The following is a 20,223-nucleotide window of genomic DNA, read 5'->3' on the forward strand; positions in this document are numbered from 1 at the left end:
GCCTGAGTACCATTTGTGCTCTGGTCACGACCACGCTTCCCCGGGTCGCGACCCCCTTGGCCACATTCGTTCACCCCGACCGCCATCGTCAGGGTCGCGGGAGGGCAGACAACAGAGGAACAACGAGGATGATCACGGGCAGTATTGTCGCCTTGGCGACACCGATGAAGGCCAACGGCGATATCGACTGGGAAGTGTTGCGCAAACTGGTGAATTTCCACCTCGACAATGGCACAGACGCCATCGTGGCGGCGGGTACCACCGGTGAGCCCACCACCATGACCTTCGCCGAGCACTTCGACGTGATTCGCAGCGTGGTCGAAGAGGTCAATGGCCGCATTCCCGTCATCGCCGGCACCGGCTCCAACAACACCACCGAGGCGGTGGAGCTGACCCGCTACGCCAAGGAAGTGGGGGCCGACTACTGCCTGACCGTGGCGCCTTACTACAACAAGCCGACCCAGGAAGGTTTGTATCAGCATTTCAAGGTAATCGCCGAGACCAGTGATCTGCCGGTGATCCTGTACAACGTGCCGGGACGCACCTGTTCGGACATCTACAACGAGACCGTGCTGCGTCTGGCCGAGGTCGACAACATCATCGGCCTCAAGGATGCCACCGGCAACCTGGAGCGCGCCGAGGACCTGATCGAACGTCTCAAGGGCAGCGACTTCATGCTCTACTCCGGCGATGACGCCACCGCCTGCGACTTCATGCTGATGGGCGGTCATGGCGATATCTCGGTGACCGCCAATGTGGCGCCGAAGGCCATGCACGAGTTGTGCGCCGCCGCCGTGGCCGGTGAAAGCGACAAGGCTCACCAGATCAACACCCGGCTTCTACCCCTGCATACCAACCTGGGCATCGAGGCCAATCCTATCCCCGTCAAGTGGGCGCTCAACCGCATGGGTATCATCGAGCCCGGCATCCGCCTGCCGTTGACCTGGCTGAGCGAGAAGTATCACTCCACCATCAGCGAAGCCCTGCAGCTGGCAGGACTGATCGAGGACTGACGCCTGAACCGTGCCTCCGGTCGTGATGTCGTGGACCCAATTTTCAATCAAGGTGGATGCATGAATTCTGCGCTTAAAGGACTGCCGCTGGCGATGATCGCGGCCCTGACCCTGGCCGGCTGTGCCAAGGACGGTCACTATCACGATCGCAACGAGGATTACGCGGGCGCCCGTCAGGCGGCTCCGCTGACCCTCCCCGGCAGCCGCGACCAGAGCCGCTATCGCGATATCATGCCGGTGCCTCAGGCTCGCGGGGACTTCTACGCCCGCGAGGGAGACTTCGCCGCGCCCTTGCCCCAGACGCTGTCTGCCAGCACCGCGGTGGCCGCCGGTGACGTGGCGGTGCGCGAGACCGACGCCGATCGCTGGCTGGTGGTAGGGGCCGCGCCCGCGGTGGTATGGCCGGAGCTCGAGCGCTTCGTCGAACAGCGCGGGCTGGAGATCACCCGCAGCGACAGCGCCAGCGGTGTCATCGAGACCTCCGACGCCAGCCTGGTACTGCGCCAGGGCCTCAGGTCGGGCACCAGTGAGGTGCGCTGTGATACCGCGGGCCAGCTCAACCGGCTGTGCCTGAACTCTCTGCAGCGTCACTTTGAAGCGCGTAGCGCCTCGGCCAGCATCGCCTCGGCGTCGGCCCAGCAGACGCCCGAAGCCGACAGCGTTCGCTTCGAGCCCCGCGGCGATGACTGGGTGATGGTGATGCCCTTCGACATCGAGCGGGCCTACGCCGAGCTCGCCTTCCAGCTCGAGAACAACTTCGAGATGGAAGATCGCCGGGAACTGGTCTCCGTGGATGAAAGCGGCAAGCGCTTCGTGATCGATTACATCACCGAGAGCGAGCGTACCCGTGGCTTCATCGACTCCTTGACCTCGATGGATCTGCTTGAGTCGATGCAACGCATCGAGCTCAGGTTGTCGCCCCAGGGCCAGGAAACCCTGATGGAGGCACGTAGCGCCGACGACGAGCCGCTTTCCGGCGATGACCAGCGTGAGCTGCTGCAGCGCATGGAGGGCTTGCTGCGCTGATGAGCGTCGGGCATGCCAATGGTTCCCGGGGAGGCTTGCGTTTCGCCTCCCTGGGCAGCGGAAGCAAGGGCAACGCCACCCTGGTCAGCGACGGCGAGTCGATGTTGCTGGTGGACTGCGGTTTCGGTCTCAAGGAGGCAGAACGCCGGCTGGCGCGGCTGGGTGTCCATCCGCGTCAGCTCGATGCCTTGCTGGTCACCCACGAGCATGGCGACCATGTGCGTGGCATCGGCCCTCTGGCCCGTCGCTATGACCTGCCGGTACACCTGACCCCGGGCACCTGGCTGTCCGGCAAGCTCGGCCGGCTGCCCCGGACCCACTGGATCACCCCTCAGTCGCGCTTCGCCATCAAGGGACTCGACGTCGACGCCATCACGGTGCCCCACGACGCCCGAGAGCCGGTGCAGTTTCGTATCGCCGCAGGTGACAGGAAGCTGGGGCTGCTGACCGACCTGGGCCACCCCAGCGAACACGTGCGCCAGGCCTTCCGTGGCTGCGATGCCCTCGTGCTCGAGTGCAATCATGACGTGCGCATGCTGGCTGAAGGCCCCTATCCGCCCAGTCTCAAGCGCCGCGTCGGCGGACGTTGGGGGCACCTGGCCAATGGCCAGGCTGCGGCGCTGTTGACCGAACTGGGGCTGGATCGGCTGCAGCGTATCGTCTGCTCCCACCTGTCGGAGCATAATAACCGCCCCGAACTCGCTCTGGAGGCATTGACGCCTCTGCTGGACGGCGACGAGACCCGCCTGACCGTGGCTGCCCAGGATGACGGCCTGGATTGGCAAGCGATTCACTGATTCAGGACCCTGGTCCTGCTTGAACCCCTTTTTTTGATTTGCCTGTGGAGGCACCCATGGAAAAGCGCGAAGAACTCTATGCCGGCAAGGCCAAGTCGGTCTATGCCACCGATGACCCGGATCGTCTGATCCTGCACTTTCGTGACGACACCAGCGCCTTCGACGGACGCCGCATGGAGTCGCTCGAGCGCAAGGGCATGGTCAACAACCGCTTCAATGCCTTCATCATGGCCAAGCTGGAAGAGGCCGGCGTCCCCACCCACGTGGAAGAGCTGCTGTCGCCCACCGAGTGTGTGGTCAAGAAGCTCGACATGATTCCGGTGGAGTGCGTGGTGCGCAACATCGCCGCCGGCAGTCTGGTCAAGCGCCTCGGCGTCAAGGAAGGCGAGCCGCTGACACCGCCGACCTTCGAGCTGTTTCTGAAAAACGACGAGCTCCACGATCCCATGGTCAACGAGTCCCTGGCCGAAAGCTTCGGCTGGGCTAGCGCCGAGCAACTGGCCGAGATGAAGGCGCTGACCTTCAAGGTCAACGAGGTGCTCAAGCAGCTGTTCGCCGACGGCGGCATGCTGCTGGTGGACTACAAGCTCGAGTTCGGCGTATTCCACGGCAAGATTGTGCTGGGTGACGAATTCTCACCGGACGGCTGCCGTCTGTGGGACGCCAAGACCCGCGAAAAGCTCGACAAGGATCGCTTCCGCCAAGGGCTGGGCAGCGTCATCGAGTCCTACGAGGAAGTCGGCCGTCGTATCGGCATCGATTTCAGCTGACAGCCGCTTGCCGGCACTGGTCTGCGCTGACTGCCGCAAGGGCATGATGCAACGACGGTGGTGCAAGTGGTGATAACGCCGAAAGCATGTAGAGGATCGCCCGGGCCTGGCCCGGGCGATCTGCTTTCCGCTGCCCACGTCTGTACCAATGGCTGGACTCCCACGAGTGAATGAAGTTCCTGGCGCTACGCTGATGTTGGGTACTGGGAAGTGTCGACTCGGATAGGTGTGCGGCAACGTTATTCGCATTCCCGCAAGTCCTGAAACCCCCTGTGCCTGGTGTGGCTGCGTCTAACCGCAGTACAACACCTTCCTTTGCACTGAGCTGTCGGGAAAATTCCTGTTTATTTGACCATCGCTCGTCAGTTTTTGATGGCACCTGGCTATGGCTGGGGGGAAAGATGAATCTCATCAGTGCCCGTACAGCTTCTGAAACGGACCGTTAGTTTTTGTGCTTTATTAGGCACGTCCTGCGCCAATTACAAGCAAGAAATGATCTGTGTCACATTTAAAAATGGAAGTGACAGCGCTGCGCGTGTAGATTTTTTTAATCATGTTTCTTTTCGAAAGTTTTGTGTAAATAAGTCGGGTTTCTGCACGCTATTGGTTTTTTGATTCGTTTTTCTGTTTTCAGGATTTTTATAAGAGAGTTTTGGGTGGTTGAAGATGGATGTCGGATGAAAGTGAGTGTCTTGGTGGCGCACGAAGATGTCACCTAAGTATTGGTGGCAAGGAGGTCGGAGTGAGTGAATTGGATGGCCGTACTTTTTTGTTCGTTAACTCGCTCAAAACTGCAAGAAGTGGGACAAAAAGCGTTTGTATCACCTGTATCCTGATGTCTCTATCGGCTGTCACGCCTGGGCTGGGGTCGAGTAAAGCGGAGGCAGGCCCCCTCGTTGATGACTGTCCGACGGTGGCAGGTGAAGTCGGCAACATAGCGTCAGAGGAGGCAATGATACCTCTGACGTCACCGACTAAAGATAGATGCGTCATGCCAGGTGAGACGTCGACGCCTGCCGACAAGCCTGAACAGTTTGTCGTCAATCGTTATCTGGCGCCGGTGGGCATCCAGCCCGCTGCGGGGGCATCTGCCATCCATATAGGCACCGGTGCCGTTGGCGATGGTGATGCCTCTATCGCGATGGGCTACTATGCGACCACGAGTGCGGCGGCAGATTCTGGTATTGCCCTGGGCGATCAGGCTGTTACCAGCGGCTTAGCCGGTGTCTCGATCGGGCGTGGGGCTTATGCGAAAAGCAAGAATGGCGTCGCTATTGGTGGCGGGGCACTGTCTAGCGGCACGGTCGCTCGATTAAACGGCGCACAAGCGATAGGTGTAAACGCCATTGCCATTGGCGGAGACCTGACCGGAGGGTCCGTTGCCAGCGCCACCTCGAGTCTTGCTATTGGCGCAAAGGCGACGTCCACGGCGACCAATGCGACGTCACTTGGGGCCACGGCTAAAGCGACGGGTAGCCACTCCACGGCACTGGGATCAGGCAGTGTTGCCAACGGCGCGAAAAGTGTCAGTGTTGGCCATCTCAACGTTTCCAATGGCGACAATAGCCTTGCATTGGGTGAGAGCAACTCCACATCGACAGGCGCCAAGAGCGCGATTGCCATTGGTACTTCCAACAAGATCGAAGGCGCATCGACATATGCGTCTGCGATTGGTCTCAACAATACCGTTCAAGGCAATGCAGTCCGGGTCGTTGGCAATACCAATAACGTGACCAGCGATTTTTCCGGTGTTTTCGGCTCAAGTAACACGCTGTCATCGACTGCTACTGGTGCCAATGTAGTAGGTCTTCAAAATACCGTCGCCGGCGCCGCTACCAATGTAGTGGGAAATTGGTCGAAAGCGAGTGGCAACTACTCCATGGTGCTCGGTGATTCCGGAGAGGCGTCCGCCAGCAATGCCATTGCCATCGGTACCAATGCCAAGGCCAGCGTGGCCAACAGCGTGGCCTTGGGAAACGGCGCCACCACCGAGGCGGTGGTGGGAACCACCCAGGCTACCATCGCGGGCAAGAGCTACAGTTTCGCCGGTGCGGCTCCGACAGGCACTCTGAGCCTTGGCGCGGCGGCAACGACCGATAGCGGGGGCAATGCGGTAGCCAGCGTCGAGCGTACTATTACTCACGTAGCGGCCGGACGGTTAGCTGTCACCAGCACGGATGCCGTCAACGGCAGTCAGCTGAACGCCACCAATCAGGCGCTGGGAGAACTGTCGGAAGGCGTGCAGGCGTTGGGATATCTGTCAGACGGCGTGGTGATCTACGACCGCGGCACCGGAGGCACGCTCAATGAGGGCAGCATCACCCTGGCCGGCGATGCCGGAACCCGGATCACCAATCTGACCGACGCCACCCTGTCCACCGACAGCACCGATGCGGTCACTGGCCGTCAGTTGAACGCGACGAATGTGCGCGTGACCCAGAACGAAGGCGATATCGCCAATCTCACCACCAACCTGGGGGATATCGCCGCTGACAGCGTCTACTACCAGGCCAAATCCAGCGGTAGTGGCGCCAGTGCCAGCGGCACCGACAGCCTGGCGATGGGGCCGGCGGCGGTGTCCTCGGCAACCAATGGGGTGGCTATCGGCAATGGCGCGAAGGCCAGCGTCGCCAACAGCGTAGCCTTGGGTAACGGTGCCACCACGGAAGCGGCGGTGGCCACCACCACGGCCACCGTGGCCGGTACTGACTACGCCTTGGCCGGCAGCAGCCCGACCGGTACGGTCAGCTTGGGCACCAGCGGCAGCGAGCGCACCATCACTCACGTGGCAGCAGGTCGACTCTCGGCCACCAGTACCGACGCGGTCAACGGCAGCCAGCTCCATGCCACCAACCAGGCACTGGGGGATCTGGCCGAGGGCGCAGTGGTCTACGACCGTAGCGACGACGGCACGCTCAATGAGGGCAGTATCACCCTGGCCGGCGATGCCGGCACCCAGATCACCAATCTGACCGACGCCACCCTGTCCACCGACAGCACCGATGCGGTCACCGGTCGTCAGTTGAACGCGACCAATATCCGAGTGACCCAGAACGAAGGGGATATCACCAATCTCACCACCAACCTGGGGGATCTGTCGGCCGGTGCGGTGGTCTACGACCGTAGCGACGACGGCACGCTCAATGAGGGCAGTATCACCCTGGCCGGCGATGCCGGAACCCGGATCACCAATCTGACCGACGCCACCCTGTCCACCGACAGCACCGATGCGGTCACCGGTCGTCAGTTGAACGCGACCAATGCTCGAGTCAGTCAGAACGAAGGCGATATCACCAACCTCACCACCAACCTGGGGGATATCGCCGCCGACAGCATCTACTACCAGGCCAACTCTTCCGCCAGCGGCGCCAGTGCCAGCGGCACCGACAGCCTGGCGATGGGGCCGGCGGCGGTGTCCTCGGCAACCAACGGGGTGGCTATCGGCAATGGCGCGAAGGCCAGCGTCGCCAATAGCGTAGCCTTGGGTAACGGTGCCACCACGGAAGCGGCGGTGGCCACCACCACGGCCACCGTGGCCGGTACTGACTACGCCTTGGCCGGCAGCAGCCCGACCGGTACGGTCAGCGTGGGCACCAGCGGCAGCGAGCGCACCATCACCCACGTGGCAGCAGGTCGACTCTCGGCCACCAGTACCGACGCGGTCAACGGCAGCCAGCTCCATGCCACCAATCAGGCACTGGGGGATCTGGCCGACGGCGCAGTGGTCTACGACCGCGGCACCGGAGGCACGCTCAATGAGGGCAGTATCACCCTGGCCGGCGATGCCGGTACCCGAATCACCAATCTGACCGACGCCACCCTGTCCACCGACAGCACCGATGCGGTCACCGGTCGTCAGTTGAACGCGACCAATGCTCGAGTCAGTCAGAACGAAGGCGATATCACCAACCTCACCACCAACCTGGGGAATCTGGCCGAGGGCGCAGTGGTCTACGACCGCGGCACCGGTGGCACGCTCAATGAGGGCAGTATCACCCTGGCCGGCGATGCCGGTACCCGAATCACCAATCTGACCGACGCCACCCTGTCCACCGACAGCACCGATGCGGTCACCGGTCGTCAGTTGAACGCGACGAATGTGCGCGTGACCCAGAACGAAGGCGATATCGCCAATCTCACCACCAACCTGGGGGATATCGCCGCCGACAGCATCTACTACCAGGCAAAATCCAGCGGTAGCGGCGCCAGTGCCAGCGGCACCGACAGCCTGGCGATGGGGCCGGCGGCGGTGTCGTCGGCAACCAATGCGGTGTCCATCGGCAATGGCGCTTCAAGCTCGGTGTTTGGCGGCGTGGCACTGGGCAGCGGAGCGATCGCGAACCGCGAGGTGGCGAAGGTTTCCGGCCAGATCGTCGTGGGCAATGCCACCATTCAGTACAACACTTCGGACGCCGATCTAATGGGAGCGGTCTCCGTGGGGCGGGACGGTGAGTATCGCCAGTTGATCAACATCGCCGATGGTATCGAGGATCACGATGCGGTGACCATGCGTCAGCTCAAGGGGGCCGTGGGGTCGCTCTCGGATACGGGATCGCTGTATTTTCATGCCAACGGGGGAGGGGAAGTCGACGCCCTCGCCACCGGCGAAGGCTCCATCGCCATTGGGCCTGATACCACGGTCAATGGCGATGACGCCATCGGTATGGGGGTGAGCGCCAAGGTGGAGATAGGGGCAGCCGGTGCGGTTGCCATTGGCGACCAGAGCCACACCCTGCTGGAAGATGCGATTGCGGTCGGTAGTACGGCAGTGTCCTCGGGCGAGCAGGCGATGGCCCTGGGTGCTGGAGCCAGCGCCAATCAGGCTATGGATGTGGCGCTGGGGGCCCAGTCGACCTCACAGGAGGCAATAGGCACCGAGTCAGGCATTATCTTCGGTGAACAGCATGAATACGCCGGCACAAACCCCATTGCTACCGTCAGCATCGGTGACGAAGGGCAGGAGCGAACCTTGACCCACCTGGCCGCGGGTCGAATCTCCGCTACCAGTACCGATGCGGTCAATGGCAGCCAGCTCCATGCGACCAATATGGCGCTTGAGGAAGTGGTGGCGTATGACCACTTCAACGACGGCAGCGTCGACTGGAACCACGTAACCCTGAAGTCGCCTGGTAGAGCCTTCGGCGGTACCGTGCTCGGTAATATTGCGGATGGGTCGCTTTCCGACACCAGTCTAGAGGCGGTCAACGGCAGTCAGCTCCACGCCACCAATGGTCGTCTCACCAATCTTGAAGGCGATGTCGGTGATATCCAGACGACCCTCGACAGCTTGGGGGGCGGCAGTGGCAACCCGGCCCAGAATGTCGTGCAATATGACCCAGATTCCAACCAGGGAAAGATCACTCTGGCTGGTGCCGACGGTGGTACCGTGATCAGCAATCTGGCCGAAGGCGATATCCATCAAGGCAGTACTGATGCGGTCAATGGTGGTCAGATCTGGGACTTGATGGAGGATATCGGCGACCTGGCACTGAGTGGTCAGGACACCAAGTACTTCCAGGCGAATTCGCAGGGAGACGCTGCCACTACCAGTGCTGCAGACACCGTTGCCATCGGAGGTGGCGCCAAGGCACAAGCTGAAGGAGGTGTTGCACTTGGTGATGGCGCTGTGGCCGATAGAGAAGGCATGAAGGGGGAGGAGGAAGCCTTTTCGCACGTGGCGGTGGAGTCATCCAAGGGAGCTGTTGCGGTCGGCAGCGAGGGTGGTGAACGTCAGATCACCCACGTCGCGGGGGGCACCGAGGACACCGATGCGGTCAATGTGCGCCAGCTTGGTGCCGTGCAAGAGGGAGCGGTCAACTACGATCGTAGCGAGGATGGCAGCGTCGACTACCACTCTGTCAGCCTGGGCAATGGCAGTGGCCCCACCCAGTTGCATAACGTGGCTGCCGGTTCGGCACCCACCGATGCGGTCAACATGTCGCAGCTCAATGAACTGAACCGTAAGTTCACTTCCGACTACAACCAACTCGACCACAAGATTGACGAAGTAGAGCGAGATGCCAGTGCGGGGATCGCGGCCCTGGCCGCCATGGGCGATGCACCCTATGTCGCAGGAAAGCTCACCTATCATGTGGGGACTGGCTACTACAACGGAGAATCGGCACTAGGTGTGAGCGTACGACGAACCGCTGATACTGGCCGCTGGAGTGTCGGGATGGGGATTGGCGCCTCCCACGGTGGCCCAACGATCGGTCTGGGAATCTCCGGGGTCATCGATTGAGACCAGTGGGCAGGTCAAACGAAAATCTGGTCGTTCACCTTGGGTGCGGCTGTGTCGCAAGACACAGCGGTACTGACGGTGTCGCGATCACGGATGGTGATCGGCGTCGATGCACAGTGACAGGGGGCGCGGAAGTTGAAGTAGCGGCATATGATGCTGCGGCCAGTGGAGTTGCGAGCACAGCGGGTTAGTCGTCTCGTCCTGGTTCCTGTCCGGTTTCAAGGGCGTCCACGCGAAAGCGCAGGGCGCCCTTGTCGTTTTCGGCGCGAAAACGCACGTTGAAACCTCTCAGGCTGACGCCGTACTGGCGATCGTCGTCACTGCCCTTGCTGCGATAGGCGGGGCGCGGGTCCTGGGCGAGGACCTGGGCGATCAAGCGACGCAAGGAACCATCGTTGTCGCTGCTGGAAAGCACCGCTTCGGCCTCGGCCGAGAACACCACCGGATGCTGCGTCGGCGCTTCAGGTGCAAAACCGGTACGGGCGTCGGGGCAACTCTCGGCCCAGGGCAGGTAGGGCTTGATATCCACCACTGGTGTGCCGTCGACCAGATCGGCGCTCTTGAGCACCAGGCTGACGCCGTCGCGCGTATCGATGTCGATCAACTCCACCAGCGAGAGCCCGAGACGGTTGGGGCGGTGGGTGCTGCGGCTGGCAAATACGCCTATTCGTGCATTTCCTCCCAGTCGAGGCGGACGGACCATCGCTTTCCAGTGGGGCGGACTAAGGTGAAAGATGAAGGTCAGCCACAGGTGGCTGAACCCCTCCAGCCCACGTACGGCCATGGGATCGGCGAAGTCGCCCTCCAGCACCAGACGAGCTCTGGCATCTTCTGCAAGCCCTGGCTGACGGGGTACGCCGAACTTGTCCGGGAAGTCGCTGCGTATGGTGCCGATGGGCGTCAGGGTATAGAGGTCGTCGGGCATGATCTGGTGAGGCTCTGATGTCGATGCTTTGATGTGGATGCTTTTACGTCGATGCTTTGATGTCGAAACTCTGATGACGCAGGAAGTGGGTCAGGGGTGACCTGAATGACTCCAGCAACGTGCTTGCAGGTATCGTGACATGACAAAGCTCCAGTTGGGCATGAAACAGCGTCGCCGGGCATCAGGGTGGTCAGGAGTGTTGGATCGAGCCCGTTATCTGATTAGGCTTGGCGAACCTCGACGCGCCGGATTATCCGTCTCCAGTCCTGCAGGAGTTCCCTACATGTCCGAACCCAGAATGTCGCAAGCCATGCCGGTCGAGCGACGTTCCCGTATTCACTATCGTGAGGCCCTCGCCAAGGATGGCTCGGATCAAGCCGAAGTGTTCTATCACGCCGTCATGATGGGGGCCAGTCGCCACTACAGTCTGGCCCAGCGTCAGGCCTGGGCTTCGGCGCTGCCCAGGGACGGTTCCGCCTGGCGTGCTCGTCAGGCATTGTTTACTACCCTGGTGGCCGAGTGTGACGGTCGCTGCGTCGGCTTTGTCGAGTTGGACCCCGGTCGCGCGCGCGTCGAGACGCTCTATGTGTGGCCCTCGCTGACCGGCCAGGGCATCGGCGGCCGCTTGCTGTCGCTTGCCGAGGAGCGCCTGAGAAACGCCGGCGCCCGGCGGATGATCATCGAAGCCAGCCTGATGCTGGCAGAGCCACTGCTCGACGCCGGCTGGGAATCCCACGGTGAAGAGTGGGTCGAGCGCGCCGGAGAGCTGCTGCCACGGCTATGCATGAGCAAGCCGTTGGAGTGACCCCCGCTGGACGCTGGAGAGCCCCCCCCGCTGGACGCTGGAGAGCCCCTTGAGAGTAATCTCCAGGAGTAACTCCGAGAGTGCCCTTCAAGAACAGCCCCCAGGCATGGGCCAGGGTCCAGGCCGGGGGAGCGCTTCTCGAAACGGACAGGGCGTCAGCCTGCCGGGCCTTCCTCGACCATGCGCATGGACAGGTCGATGGCCTTCACGTCCTTGGTCAGTGCGCCGCTCGAGATGCAGTCGACACCTGTCTGGGCGATGGCTTTCAGCGTCGTCTCGTCGACATTGCCGGACGCCTCCAGCGTCGCCTGGCCTGCGACGCGGCGCACCGCTTCTCGCATGTCATCCAGTGAGAAGTTGTCGAGCATGATCACGTCGGCGCCGGCGGCCAGCGCCTGATCCAGTTCCTCGAAGGTCTCGACTTCCACCTCCACCGTCAGGTCACGCGCGATGCTGCGGGCCTCCTTCACGGCGCCGGCGATGCCGCCGCAGGCCGAGATATGGTTTTCCTTGATCAGGAAGGCGTCGTAGAGGCCGATCCGATGGTTGCAGCCACCGCCACAAGCCACCGCATACTTCTGGGCGATACGCAGACCTGGCAACGTCTTGCGGGTGTCGAGCAGCCGCACACCGGTGCCCTCGAGCAGGTCGACGTAGTGGCGGGTGCGCGTGGCGGTGGCCGACAGCGTCTGCAGCAGGTTGAGAGCCGCGCGCTCGCCGGTCAGCAGGCTGCGTGCGGGGCCTGCCAGTTCGAGAAAGGGCTCGTCTGGCGTCAGTCGATCGCCGTCCGCGGCATGCCAGGTCAGAGCGACCCGGGGATCGAGGCGGCGGAACAGCTCGTCGACCCAGGCCACGCCGCAGAGTATCGCCGGCTCGCGGCTGATGACGCGGGCCTTGCCCAGATGCTTTTCGGGAATCAGTTGGGCGGTGATGTCCACCGGACCGACGTCCTCGGCCAGCAGGCGAGCGGCACTGTTGCGGATGTCTTCGGCAAGGGCGTCCTGAAAGTGCATGGGTATCTCTGTATTGCGGCGCGTGGAGCCGACATTATAGGGGCACTAGCACCTCGACGTCAGTGGGCGAGGTGACGATCCCATATTCAGACAATGGAGACACCAGCATGCAGTGTCACGACGGGTGGCTCGACGGGGCCAGGCGAGCGCCTTCGCCCAACGTCAATGAACGACCCGAACGAGAAATATCGGCGGTGGTGGTGCATTCCATCAGTCTGCCGCCGGGTCAATTCGGCGGCGAGCACATCGAGGAACTGTTCACCAACCGTCTGGATCCCGAGGCCCACCCTTACTTCGCGAGTATCGCCGGACTCAGGGTCTCGGCGCATCTGTTGATCCGTCGCGACGGAGAGTGTGTTCAGTTTGCGCCCTTCGAGGCGAGGGCCTGGCACGCGGGACGCTCCAGCTGGTTCGATGGCCATTGCCTGCGCCGCGAGCTCAACGACTTCTCGATCGGGATCGAGCTCGAAGGGGACGAGGTGTCGCCCTATCGAGACGCCCAGTACCGTGCCCTGGCCCAGGTGCTGCACGCGCTGTTTGACGCCTACCCCGAGATCACCCCCCAACGACTGACCAGTCACGCGCGAATCGCTCCCCTGCGAAAGACCGATCCCGGTCCCTCCTTCGACTGGGCGTACCTGCGGCGCTGTTTGCAGCACCGCTAGATGAAGATGCCATGCATCGTTTCGGCATAGCGCGAGCCATCACCTTCAGGTCAAACGGTAGTTTGTTTACAAGTGGCTGACTTGAGGCGCTTAAGTCATACCCCCTTTGGGTTAAGCCATTGTGTTGCAGTGCAATATAAGGTAATTGAAAAATATTTCCATAGCTGCTTCAATTGGCAGTGCAGGGCGTTTGAGGTATCTTCTTGCCCAATCGTGCTCGTTTGGCACGGACATTCTAGTAATATTACTACATGCCTGACGCTGCGAGGCGGGCGGGGAATCACCCCCTCTATCCCGCTCGCTCATTGGCCTCGATCGTGGGGCAATGGACCCCCATCGTCATTCGGAGAGACGTTCTATGAGTCTTGGTTCAAGAGAAGATCTCGATCCGGTCGAAACCCAGGAATGGTTGGATTCCCTGGAGTCTGTTCTGGATCGTGAGGGCGAGGATCGTGCCCGGTACCTGATGACGCGGCTCGCCGACCGTTATCGCCAGGACGGCATGCAGGTGCCCTTCTCGGTCACCACCCCGCATCGCAACACCATTCCGGTGCACTGCGAGGCCCCGATGCCTGGCGATCTGTTCATGGAGCGTCGTATTCGCTCGGTGATCCGCTACAACGCCATCGCTCAGGTCATTCGCAACAACAAGGCGAAGCCGGGACTGGGTGGCCACATCGCCAGCTTCATGTCCTCCGCGACTCTCTACGACGTGGGCTTCAACCATTTCTTCCGTGCCCCCAACGGCGACTTCGAAGGCGACCTGATCTACATCCAGGGTCACGTGGCACCGGGCATCTACGCCCGCGCCTACCTCGAGGGCCGGCTGACCGAAGAGCAGATGGACAGCTACCGCCAGGAAGTCGATGGCAACGGCCTGTCATCCTACCCGCACCCGTGGCTGATGCCGGAGTTCTGGCAGTTCCCGACGGTTTCCATGGGTCTGGGCCCGATCCAGGCGATCTACCAGGCCCACGTCATGAAGTACCTGCACTCCCGCGAGCTGCACGACATGCAGGATCGCAAGATCTGGTGCTTCATGGGCGACGGTGAGTGTGACGAGCCGGAATCTCTCGGCGCCATCCACCTGGCCAGCCGCGAGAAGCTCGACAATCTGATCTTTGTTATCAACTGCAACCTGCAGCGTCTCGATGGCCCGGTGCGCGGCAACTCCCGCATCATCGACGAGCTCGAGGGTGTCTTCCGCGGTGCCGGCTGGAACGTGCTCAAGGTCGTCTGGGGTCGTCACTGGGACCCGCTCTTCGAGAAGGACAAGAAGGGCATGCTGCAGAAGCGCATGGACGAGGCGGTCGACGGCGACTACCAGAACTACAAGGCCAACGGCGGTGCCTACACCCGTGAGCACTTCTTCGGCAAGTACCCGGAGACCGCCGACCTGGTCAAGGACATGTCCGACGAGGACATCTGGAAGCTCAATCGCGGTGGCCACGATCCGTTCAAGGTCTACGCGGCGTACCACGAGGCGACCACCAAACCCAATGGTCGCCCCACCGTGATCCTGGCGCATACCGTCAAGGGCTACGGCATGGGTGGCGGCGACGGCGAGGCGGCCAACGAGGCGCACCAGGTCAAGACCATGGAGTACGAGGCGCTCAAGCGCTTCCGTGATCGCTTCGGCATCCCGATCTCCGACGACCAGCTCAAGGAAGTGCCGTACTACAAGCCGGACGACGATTCGCCCGAAATGAAGTACATGCACTATCAGCGCGAACAGCTGGGCGGCTATCTGCCGAGCCGTCGCAATGACTTCGAGGCGCTCGAGATTCCCGGCCTCGATGACAAGACCTTCGCCTCCCAGACCGGCGGCTCCAAGGGCCGCGAAGTGTCCACCACCATGGCCTTCGTGCGGATCCTCAATGGCCTGGTCAAGGACAAGAAGATCGGCAAGCGGGTGGTCCCGATCATCCCCGACGAGGCGCGCACCTTCGGTATGGAGGGTATGTTCCGTCAGCTCGGTATCTACACCTCCGAAGGCCAGAAGTACGAGCCGGTCGACAAGGGCCAGATCATGTTCTACCGCGAGGATCAGAAGGGTCAGATCCTCGAGGAAGGCATCACCGAGGCCGGCGCCATGTCTGCCTGGATTGCCGCGGCCACCTCGTACTCGAACAACAACACCACTCTGCTGCCGTTCTACATCTACTACTCGATGTTCGGCTTCCAGCGGATCGGTGATCTGGCCTGGGCCGCCGGTGACATGCAGGCTCGCGGCTTCCTGTGCGGTGGTACCGCCGGTCGTACCACGCTCAACGGCGAGGGTCTCCAGCACCAGGACGGTCACAGCCTGCTGCAGGCAGCGATGATCCCGAACTGCCGCACCTATGACCCGACCTACGGGCACGAAGTCGCGGTCATCGTGCAGGATGGTCTGAAGCGGATGTTCTCCGACAAGGAAAACTGCTTCTACTACCTGACCCTGATGAACGAGAACTACGAGCACCCCGAGCTCGAGGAGATTCCCGCCGAGGACATCATCAAGGGCATGTACCTGCTGCGCGAGACCAAGGGCAAGAAGGGCCACGTCCAGCTGCTGGGCTCCGGTACCATCCTGCGCGAGGTCGAGGCTGCCGCCGAGATACTGGCCGAAGAGTGGGGTGTGGGCTCCGACATCTGGAGCGTGACCAGCTTCAATGAGCTGCGTCGCGAGGCCCTGGGGCTCGATCGTCAGGCCTTCATCAACCCGGATGCGGACCCCGAGAAGCCTCACGTCACCAAGTGTCTGGAAGGGCGCAAGGGACCGGCGATCGCCTCGACCGACTACATGAAGCTGTACGCCGACCAGGTCCGCGCCTGGGTGCCGACCGACTATCATGTACTGGGCACCGACGGCTATGGTCGCTCCGACACCCGCGAAGCGCTTCGCCGGTTCTTCGAGGTCGACCGCTACTACGTCACCGTGGCGGCGCTCAAGGCGCTGGCCGATCGTGACGAGATCGACCGCAAGGTCGTGGCCGAGGCACTCAAGAAGTACGACATCGACCCGAACAAGCCCAACCCGCTCGAGGTGTAAGGCATCGGTTGGACTGTCCGGTGGCATGGCGGGCCGGTGGCCCGCCTCCGTCAAGAGTTTGAAGGAGCGCGACCTTGAGTAGCGAAATCATCAAAGTGCCCGATATCGGTGGTGACACCGATGTGGAAATCATCGAAGTCGCGGTGTCCGAAGGTGACGTGATCGAGCCGGAAGACACCCTGATTACCCTGGAATCCGACAAGGCCAGCATGGACGTGCCGGCGCCCAAGGGCGGCAAGGTCCTCAAGGTTCTGGTCAAGGAAGGCGACACCGTCTCGGAAGGCGATGACATCGTCGAGATCGAGGCCGAAGGTGGTGGCGACGCCGACGAGGATGCTGACGCCGACGCCGATTCGGCTGAAGAGTCGCAGGCCGATTCCGGCGGCGACGAGCAGGAAGCGCCCAAGTCCGACGACAAGCCGGCACCGAAGAAGAAGAGCGGCGGTGGCAGCAAGACCGTCGAGATCAAGGTGCCGGACCTGGGTGGCTCCAGCGACGTCGAGATCATCGAGGTGGCGGTGTCCGAAGGCGACGAGGTCGGCGAGGAAGACACCCTGATCACCCTGGAGTCCGACAAGGCCTCCATGGACGTGCCGAGCCCCCACGCCGGCAAGTTGGTCAGCCTGAACGTCAAGGAAGGGGATACCGTCTCCGAAGGTGACGTCATCGGCTCCATGGAAGTCGCCGGTGAAGGCGATGATGGCGATGACGACTCTGTCGATGAGTCGGCCGATGAGTCTGCCGATGATAGTGCAGCCGAGTCCGCCGAAAGCGCGTCGGAAGAGCAGGAAGAGGACGATTCCGACGACGAGGCCGCCGAAGGTGGTCGTCAGGAGGTTCGTGTCCCCGACCTGTCCGGTTCCAGCGACGTGCCGATCATCGAGATGGCCGTCAGCGAAGGTGACGAGGTGGACGTCGAGGACGCCCTGATCACCCTGGAGTCCGACAAGGCCTCCATGGACGTGCCGAGTCCGTTCAAGGGCAAGGTGGTGGAGCTGTCGGTGAAGGAAGGCGACAGTGTCTCCGAGGGTGACCTGATCGGCTACATCGAGGTCGCCGGCGCGGCGCCCAAGAAGAAGGCGCCGAAGAAGGACGCTCCCAAGAAGGACGCCCCGAAAAAGGATGCTCCGAAAAAGGATGCTCCGAAGAAGGACGCGCCCAAGCAGCAGGCGGCCTCCGGTCAGGGCTCTGCGGTGGCCGACAAGCCGCGTGATGCCAAGAGCGTCCACGCCGGCCCTGCGGTGCGCATGCTGGCCCGCGAACTGGGTGTCGACCTGGCCCTGGTGAAGCCCTCCGGTCCCAAGGACCGAGTGCTCAAGGAAGACGTGCAGAACTACGTCAAGCAGGCCATGGCCAACCAGGGCAAGGGCAAGAGCGACGACGCCGCTGCGGCACCTGCTGCCGGGGGCTCTGGCATTCCGCCGATCCCGGATCAGGACTTCAGCCAGTTCGGCGAGATCGAAGAGAAGCAGATGGGCCGCCTGATGAAGATGGGCGCCAACAATCTGCATCGCAGCTGGGTCAATATTCCCCACGTCACGCAGTTCGACGAGGCGGACATCACCGAGCTCGAGGCCTTCCGCAAGTCGATGAAGGCCGAGGCGGAAGCCCAGGGCGCCAAGCTGACTCCGCTGCCGTTCCTGATCAAGGCGTGCGCCTATGCCTTGAACAAGTACCCGCAGTTTAACGTCAGCCTCAAGGCCGACGGCGAGACCGTGGTGCAGAAGAAGTACGTGCACATCGGTATTGCCGTGGACACGCCCGATGGCCTGATGGTGCCGGTGATCCGCGATGCCGACAAGAAGTCGCTGATCGACCTGGCCAAGGAGTCGGTGGAGCTGGCCAAGAAGGCTCAGTCGAAGAAGCTCAAGCGTGACGAGATGACCGGTGGTTGCTTCACCATCTCGAGCCTGGGCTCCATCGGCGGGACCGCCTTCACGCCCATCGTGAACCCGCCGGAGGTGGCGATCCTCGGGGTTTCCAAGGCGTCGATGAAGCCGGTGTGGAATGGCGCGGACTTCCAGCCGCGACTGATGATGCCGCTGTCGCTGTCCTATGACCACCGTGCCGTCAACGGCGCCGATGCCGCGCGCTTCACCGCGTTGCTGGGACAGTTGTTGACCGACGTGCGTCGCCTTCTGCTGTAATTCAGGCCGAATGCGAGAACAGAACGGCGCCGCAAGGCGCCGTTTCTCGTCCTGCCGTCAGCTCTGACAGCGTGCCATGTGGATGTGCCAGGCCGGGCGAATCGTGACGCTTCTATGACTCCTGACCAAAGTGCAATCTAGATGCCAGCAGCTTGATGTTAAACGCTTTTTCTGCAGGTTTTCGGTGAGTTGCGAGTAACCTCAGGTTGTGTCGCCAAGACGGCACGGGTATTGTTCGCTTAACCCATTCTTCACCCCGACTTTTCGCTTTCTCGAAGGAGTTCCAACGATGCGTTTGATCCTCTTGGGTGCCCCGGGTGCCGGCAAGGGCACCCAGGCCCAATTCATCTGTGAGCGCTACGATATCCCACAGATTTCCACTGGTGACATGCTGCGTGCAGCGGTCAAGGAAGGCAGTGAACTGGGCCTCAAGGTGAAGGAAATCATGACCACCGGTGGCCTGGTCTCCGATGACATCATCATTGCCTTGGTCAAGGAACGCATCGCCCAGCCTGACTGCGCCAACGGTTTCCTGTTTGATGGCTTCCCGCGCACCATTCCCCAGGCCGATGCCATGAAGGAAGGTGGCGTCAAGATCGATCACGTGCTCGAGATCGCCGTGGCCGACGAGGAAATCGTCAATCGTCTGGCGGGTCGTCGGGTCCACCCGGCGTCCGGCCGCGTCTACCATGTCGACCACAATCCGCCCAAGGAAGACGGCAAGGATGATGTGACCGGCGAGGCGCTGGTTCAGCGTGATGATGATCGCGAGAACACCGTTCGCAATCGTCTGTCGGTCTACCACGAGCAGACCGAGCCGCTGGTGGGCTACTACCAGCAATGGGCCCAGCAGGCGCCTGAGGATGCCCCGCGCTATCATCGCGTGGAAGGCGTGGGTAGTGTCGATGACATCACCCGTCAGGTGCGCGAGGCCCTCGAAGGCTGATCTACCGCACCACGCTTGCTGCATTCGACTCACGGCTCGCCCCAAGGCGGGCCGTGAGTCGTTTATAATGTGCCGGATTCACTACCAGGATGAGCCTGACATGACCTTGATTGTGGCCCTCGATGCCTCCTCGAGCGCCTGCTCCGCGGCCCTGCTGCGTCGCCAGGAGGGTAGCCCGGACGAGGTGATAGCGCGTTTTGCGCAGACCCCGCGAGAGCATACCCGCCGTCTGTTGCCGATGGTCGACGAAGTGCTGGCCGAGGCCGGGGTGGCGGCCAGCGAACTGGACGCCGTGGCCTACGGGCGCGGACCAGGCTCCTTCACAGGCTTACGGATTGCCGCGGGTGTGGCCCAGGGGCTGGCCTACGGACTGGACCGGCCGCTGGTCGGTGTATCGACGCTGGAGGCACTGGCGCTGGGCGGCCACCTGCGCCATCGCTATCGCTACATGGTCACCGCGCTGGACGCCCGCATGGGCGAAATCTACGTCGGTGCCTGGCGGGTCGAGGATGGGCGGCCGTTGGCACTGATGGACGAAGCGGTGCTGCCGCCCGAACGACTGGTGTTGCCCCGTGAGCATGAAGACCATGATTGGGTGGGACTGGGGTCTGGCTGGGCGCTGTGGGATCAGATGCCCGCCGAGATCCAGGCCAGCCTCAATCTGACCGTGACCGATGTCGACCCTGCCGCCGAGGACATGGTGCGCCTGGCCGTCGAGATCTTTGCCGCAGGCGATGCCCAGCGTCCCCATGACGCCCAGCCCGTCTATCTGCGCGACCAGGTGGCCTGGAAGAAGACCGAGCGAAAGGCGCGTTCGTGAGTGTTCGCCTGAGCCCTGACCTGG

Annotated in this window: 13 protein-coding genes and 1 pseudogene; 12 read left to right on the forward strand and 2 right to left on the reverse strand. The window is 62.2% G+C overall.

From position 1 onward, the window contains the following. Positions 1-128 precede the first annotated feature (128 nt). The 6 genes and pseudogenes from dapA (at position 129) to KUW00_RS21125 (ending at position 9,847) form a co-directional block, all read left to right on the forward strand. On the forward strand, positions 129-1,013 hold the full coding sequence (dapA, locus tag KUW00_RS21105) for a 4-hydroxy-tetrahydrodipicolinate synthase (RefSeq protein ID WP_045992000.1): 885 nt from the start codon (positions 129-131) through the stop codon (positions 1,011-1,013). Positions 1,014-1,073: 60 nt separating this feature from the next. Further along, positions 1,074-2,039, forward strand: coding sequence for an outer membrane protein assembly factor BamC (locus KUW00_RS21110; protein WP_045992001.1), 966 nt, complete (start codon positions 1,074-1,076; stop codon positions 2,037-2,039). Further along, a complete protein-coding gene (locus tag KUW00_RS21115; protein ID WP_045992002.1) occupies positions 2,039-2,836 on the forward strand; it encodes an MBL fold metallo-hydrolase in 798 nt (265 codons plus the stop codon). The genes KUW00_RS21110 and KUW00_RS21115 overlap by 1 nt, the downstream gene beginning before the upstream one ends. 56 nt (positions 2,837-2,892) lie before the next feature. Then, the gene (purC, locus tag KUW00_RS21120; RefSeq protein ID WP_222570064.1) at positions 2,893-3,606 is read left to right on the forward strand and encodes a phosphoribosylaminoimidazolesuccinocarboxamide synthase; all 714 of its coding nucleotides are present in this window, start codon (positions 2,893-2,895) and stop codon (positions 3,604-3,606) included. Between the two features lie 1,141 nt (positions 3,607-4,747). Further along, a pseudogene (locus KUW00_RS22715) lies at positions 4,748-5,134 on the forward strand (hypothetical protein); the annotation flags it as partial. Between the two features lie 351 nt (positions 5,135-5,485). Then, complete coding sequence (locus KUW00_RS21125; protein WP_222570065.1) at positions 5,486-9,847, forward strand: YadA-like family protein; 4,362 nt, start codon at positions 5,486-5,488, stop codon at positions 9,845-9,847. Between the two features lie 187 nt (positions 9,848-10,034). Here the strand turns inward: KUW00_RS21125 and tsaA are convergent, their stop codons facing one another. Beyond that, on the reverse strand, positions 10,035-10,772 hold the full coding sequence (tsaA, locus tag KUW00_RS21130) for a tRNA (N6-threonylcarbamoyladenosine(37)-N6)-methyltransferase TrmO (RefSeq protein ID WP_213229919.1): 738 nt from the start codon (positions 10,770-10,772) through the stop codon (positions 10,035-10,037). A 283-nt stretch (positions 10,773-11,055) separates the two neighbouring features. Between tsaA and KUW00_RS21135 the strand changes: the two genes are divergently transcribed. Then, positions 11,056-11,577 (forward strand): GNAT family N-acetyltransferase, encoded by a 522-nt coding sequence (locus KUW00_RS21135; RefSeq protein WP_045992833.1) that lies wholly within the window; start codon positions 11,056-11,058, stop codon positions 11,575-11,577. 155 nt (positions 11,578-11,732) lie between these two features. On the opposite strand, the gene nadC is transcribed toward KUW00_RS21135, so the two are convergent. Next, positions 11,733-12,590 carry a carboxylating nicotinate-nucleotide diphosphorylase gene (gene nadC, locus KUW00_RS21140; RefSeq protein ID WP_045992832.1) on the reverse strand — a complete coding sequence of 286 codons (858 nt, stop codon included), beginning with the start codon at positions 12,588-12,590 and terminating at the stop codon, positions 11,733-11,735. Between the two features lie 107 nt (positions 12,591-12,697). Between nadC and ampD the strand changes: the two genes are divergently transcribed. From ampD to tsaB, 5 genes are all read left to right on the forward strand, one after another. After that, positions 12,698-13,255, forward strand: a complete 558-nt coding sequence (gene ampD, locus KUW00_RS21145; protein WP_222570066.1) for a 1,6-anhydro-N-acetylmuramyl-L-alanine amidase AmpD — start codon at positions 12,698-12,700, stop codon at positions 13,253-13,255. A 358-nt stretch (positions 13,256-13,613) separates the two neighbouring features. Continuing rightward, entirely contained in the window at positions 13,614-16,286 is a 2,673-nt protein-coding gene (aceE, locus tag KUW00_RS21150) for a pyruvate dehydrogenase (acetyl-transferring), homodimeric type (RefSeq protein ID WP_045992830.1), read from the forward strand. A 74-nt stretch (positions 16,287-16,360) separates the two neighbouring features. Then, on the forward strand, positions 16,361-18,433 hold the full coding sequence (aceF, locus tag KUW00_RS21155) for a pyruvate dehydrogenase complex dihydrolipoyllysine-residue acetyltransferase (RefSeq protein WP_222570067.1): 2,073 nt from the start codon (positions 16,361-16,363) through the stop codon (positions 18,431-18,433). Positions 18,434-18,722: 289 nt separating this feature from the next. Then, positions 18,723-19,379: an adenylate kinase gene (gene adk, locus KUW00_RS21160; RefSeq protein ID WP_045992828.1), complete on the forward strand. Its 657-nt coding sequence runs from the start codon at positions 18,723-18,725 to the stop codon at positions 19,377-19,379. Positions 19,380-19,479: 100 nt separating this feature from the next. After that, positions 19,480-20,199, forward strand: coding sequence for a tRNA (adenosine(37)-N6)-threonylcarbamoyltransferase complex dimerization subunit type 1 TsaB (gene tsaB, locus KUW00_RS21165; protein ID WP_213229915.1), 720 nt, complete (start codon positions 19,480-19,482; stop codon positions 20,197-20,199). Positions 20,200-20,223: the final 24 nt, after the last annotated feature.

This window comes from Halomonas sp. DP5N14-9 (assembly GCF_019802175.1).
GTDB classification, from domain to species: Bacteria; Pseudomonadota; Gammaproteobacteria; order Pseudomonadales; family Halomonadaceae; genus Halomonas; species Halomonas litopenaei.

Coding starts and splice junctions, on each gene's coding strand:
- dapA (WP_045992000.1), top strand. CDS start 129: ATGATCACGGGCAGTATTGTCGCCTTGGCGACACCGATGAAGGCCAAC.
- KUW00_RS21110 (WP_045992001.1), top strand. CDS start 1,074: ATGAATTCTGCGCTTAAAGGACTGCCGCTGGCGATGATCGCGGCCCTG.
- KUW00_RS21115 (WP_045992002.1), top strand. CDS start 2,039: ATGAGCGTCGGGCATGCCAATGGTTCCCGGGGAGGCTTGCGTTTCGCC.
- purC (WP_222570064.1), top strand. CDS start 2,893: ATGGAAAAGCGCGAAGAACTCTATGCCGGCAAGGCCAAGTCGGTCTAT.
- KUW00_RS21125 (WP_222570065.1), top strand. CDS start 5,486: ATGGTGCTCGGTGATTCCGGAGAGGCGTCCGCCAGCAATGCCATTGCC.
- tsaA (WP_213229919.1), bottom strand. CDS start 10,772: ATGCCCGACGACCTCTATACCCTGACGCCCATCGGCACCATACGCAGC.
- KUW00_RS21135 (WP_045992833.1), top strand. CDS start 11,056: ATGTCCGAACCCAGAATGTCGCAAGCCATGCCGGTCGAGCGACGTTCC.
- nadC (WP_045992832.1), bottom strand. CDS start 12,590: ATGCACTTTCAGGACGCCCTTGCCGAAGACATCCGCAACAGTGCCGCT.
- ampD (WP_222570066.1), top strand. CDS start 12,698: ATGCAGTGTCACGACGGGTGGCTCGACGGGGCCAGGCGAGCGCCTTCG.
- aceE (WP_045992830.1), top strand. CDS start 13,614: ATGAGTCTTGGTTCAAGAGAAGATCTCGATCCGGTCGAAACCCAGGAA.
- adk (WP_045992828.1), top strand. CDS start 18,723: ATGCGTTTGATCCTCTTGGGTGCCCCGGGTGCCGGCAAGGGCACCCAG.
- tsaB (WP_213229915.1), top strand. CDS start 19,480: ATGACCTTGATTGTGGCCCTCGATGCCTCCTCGAGCGCCTGCTCCGCG.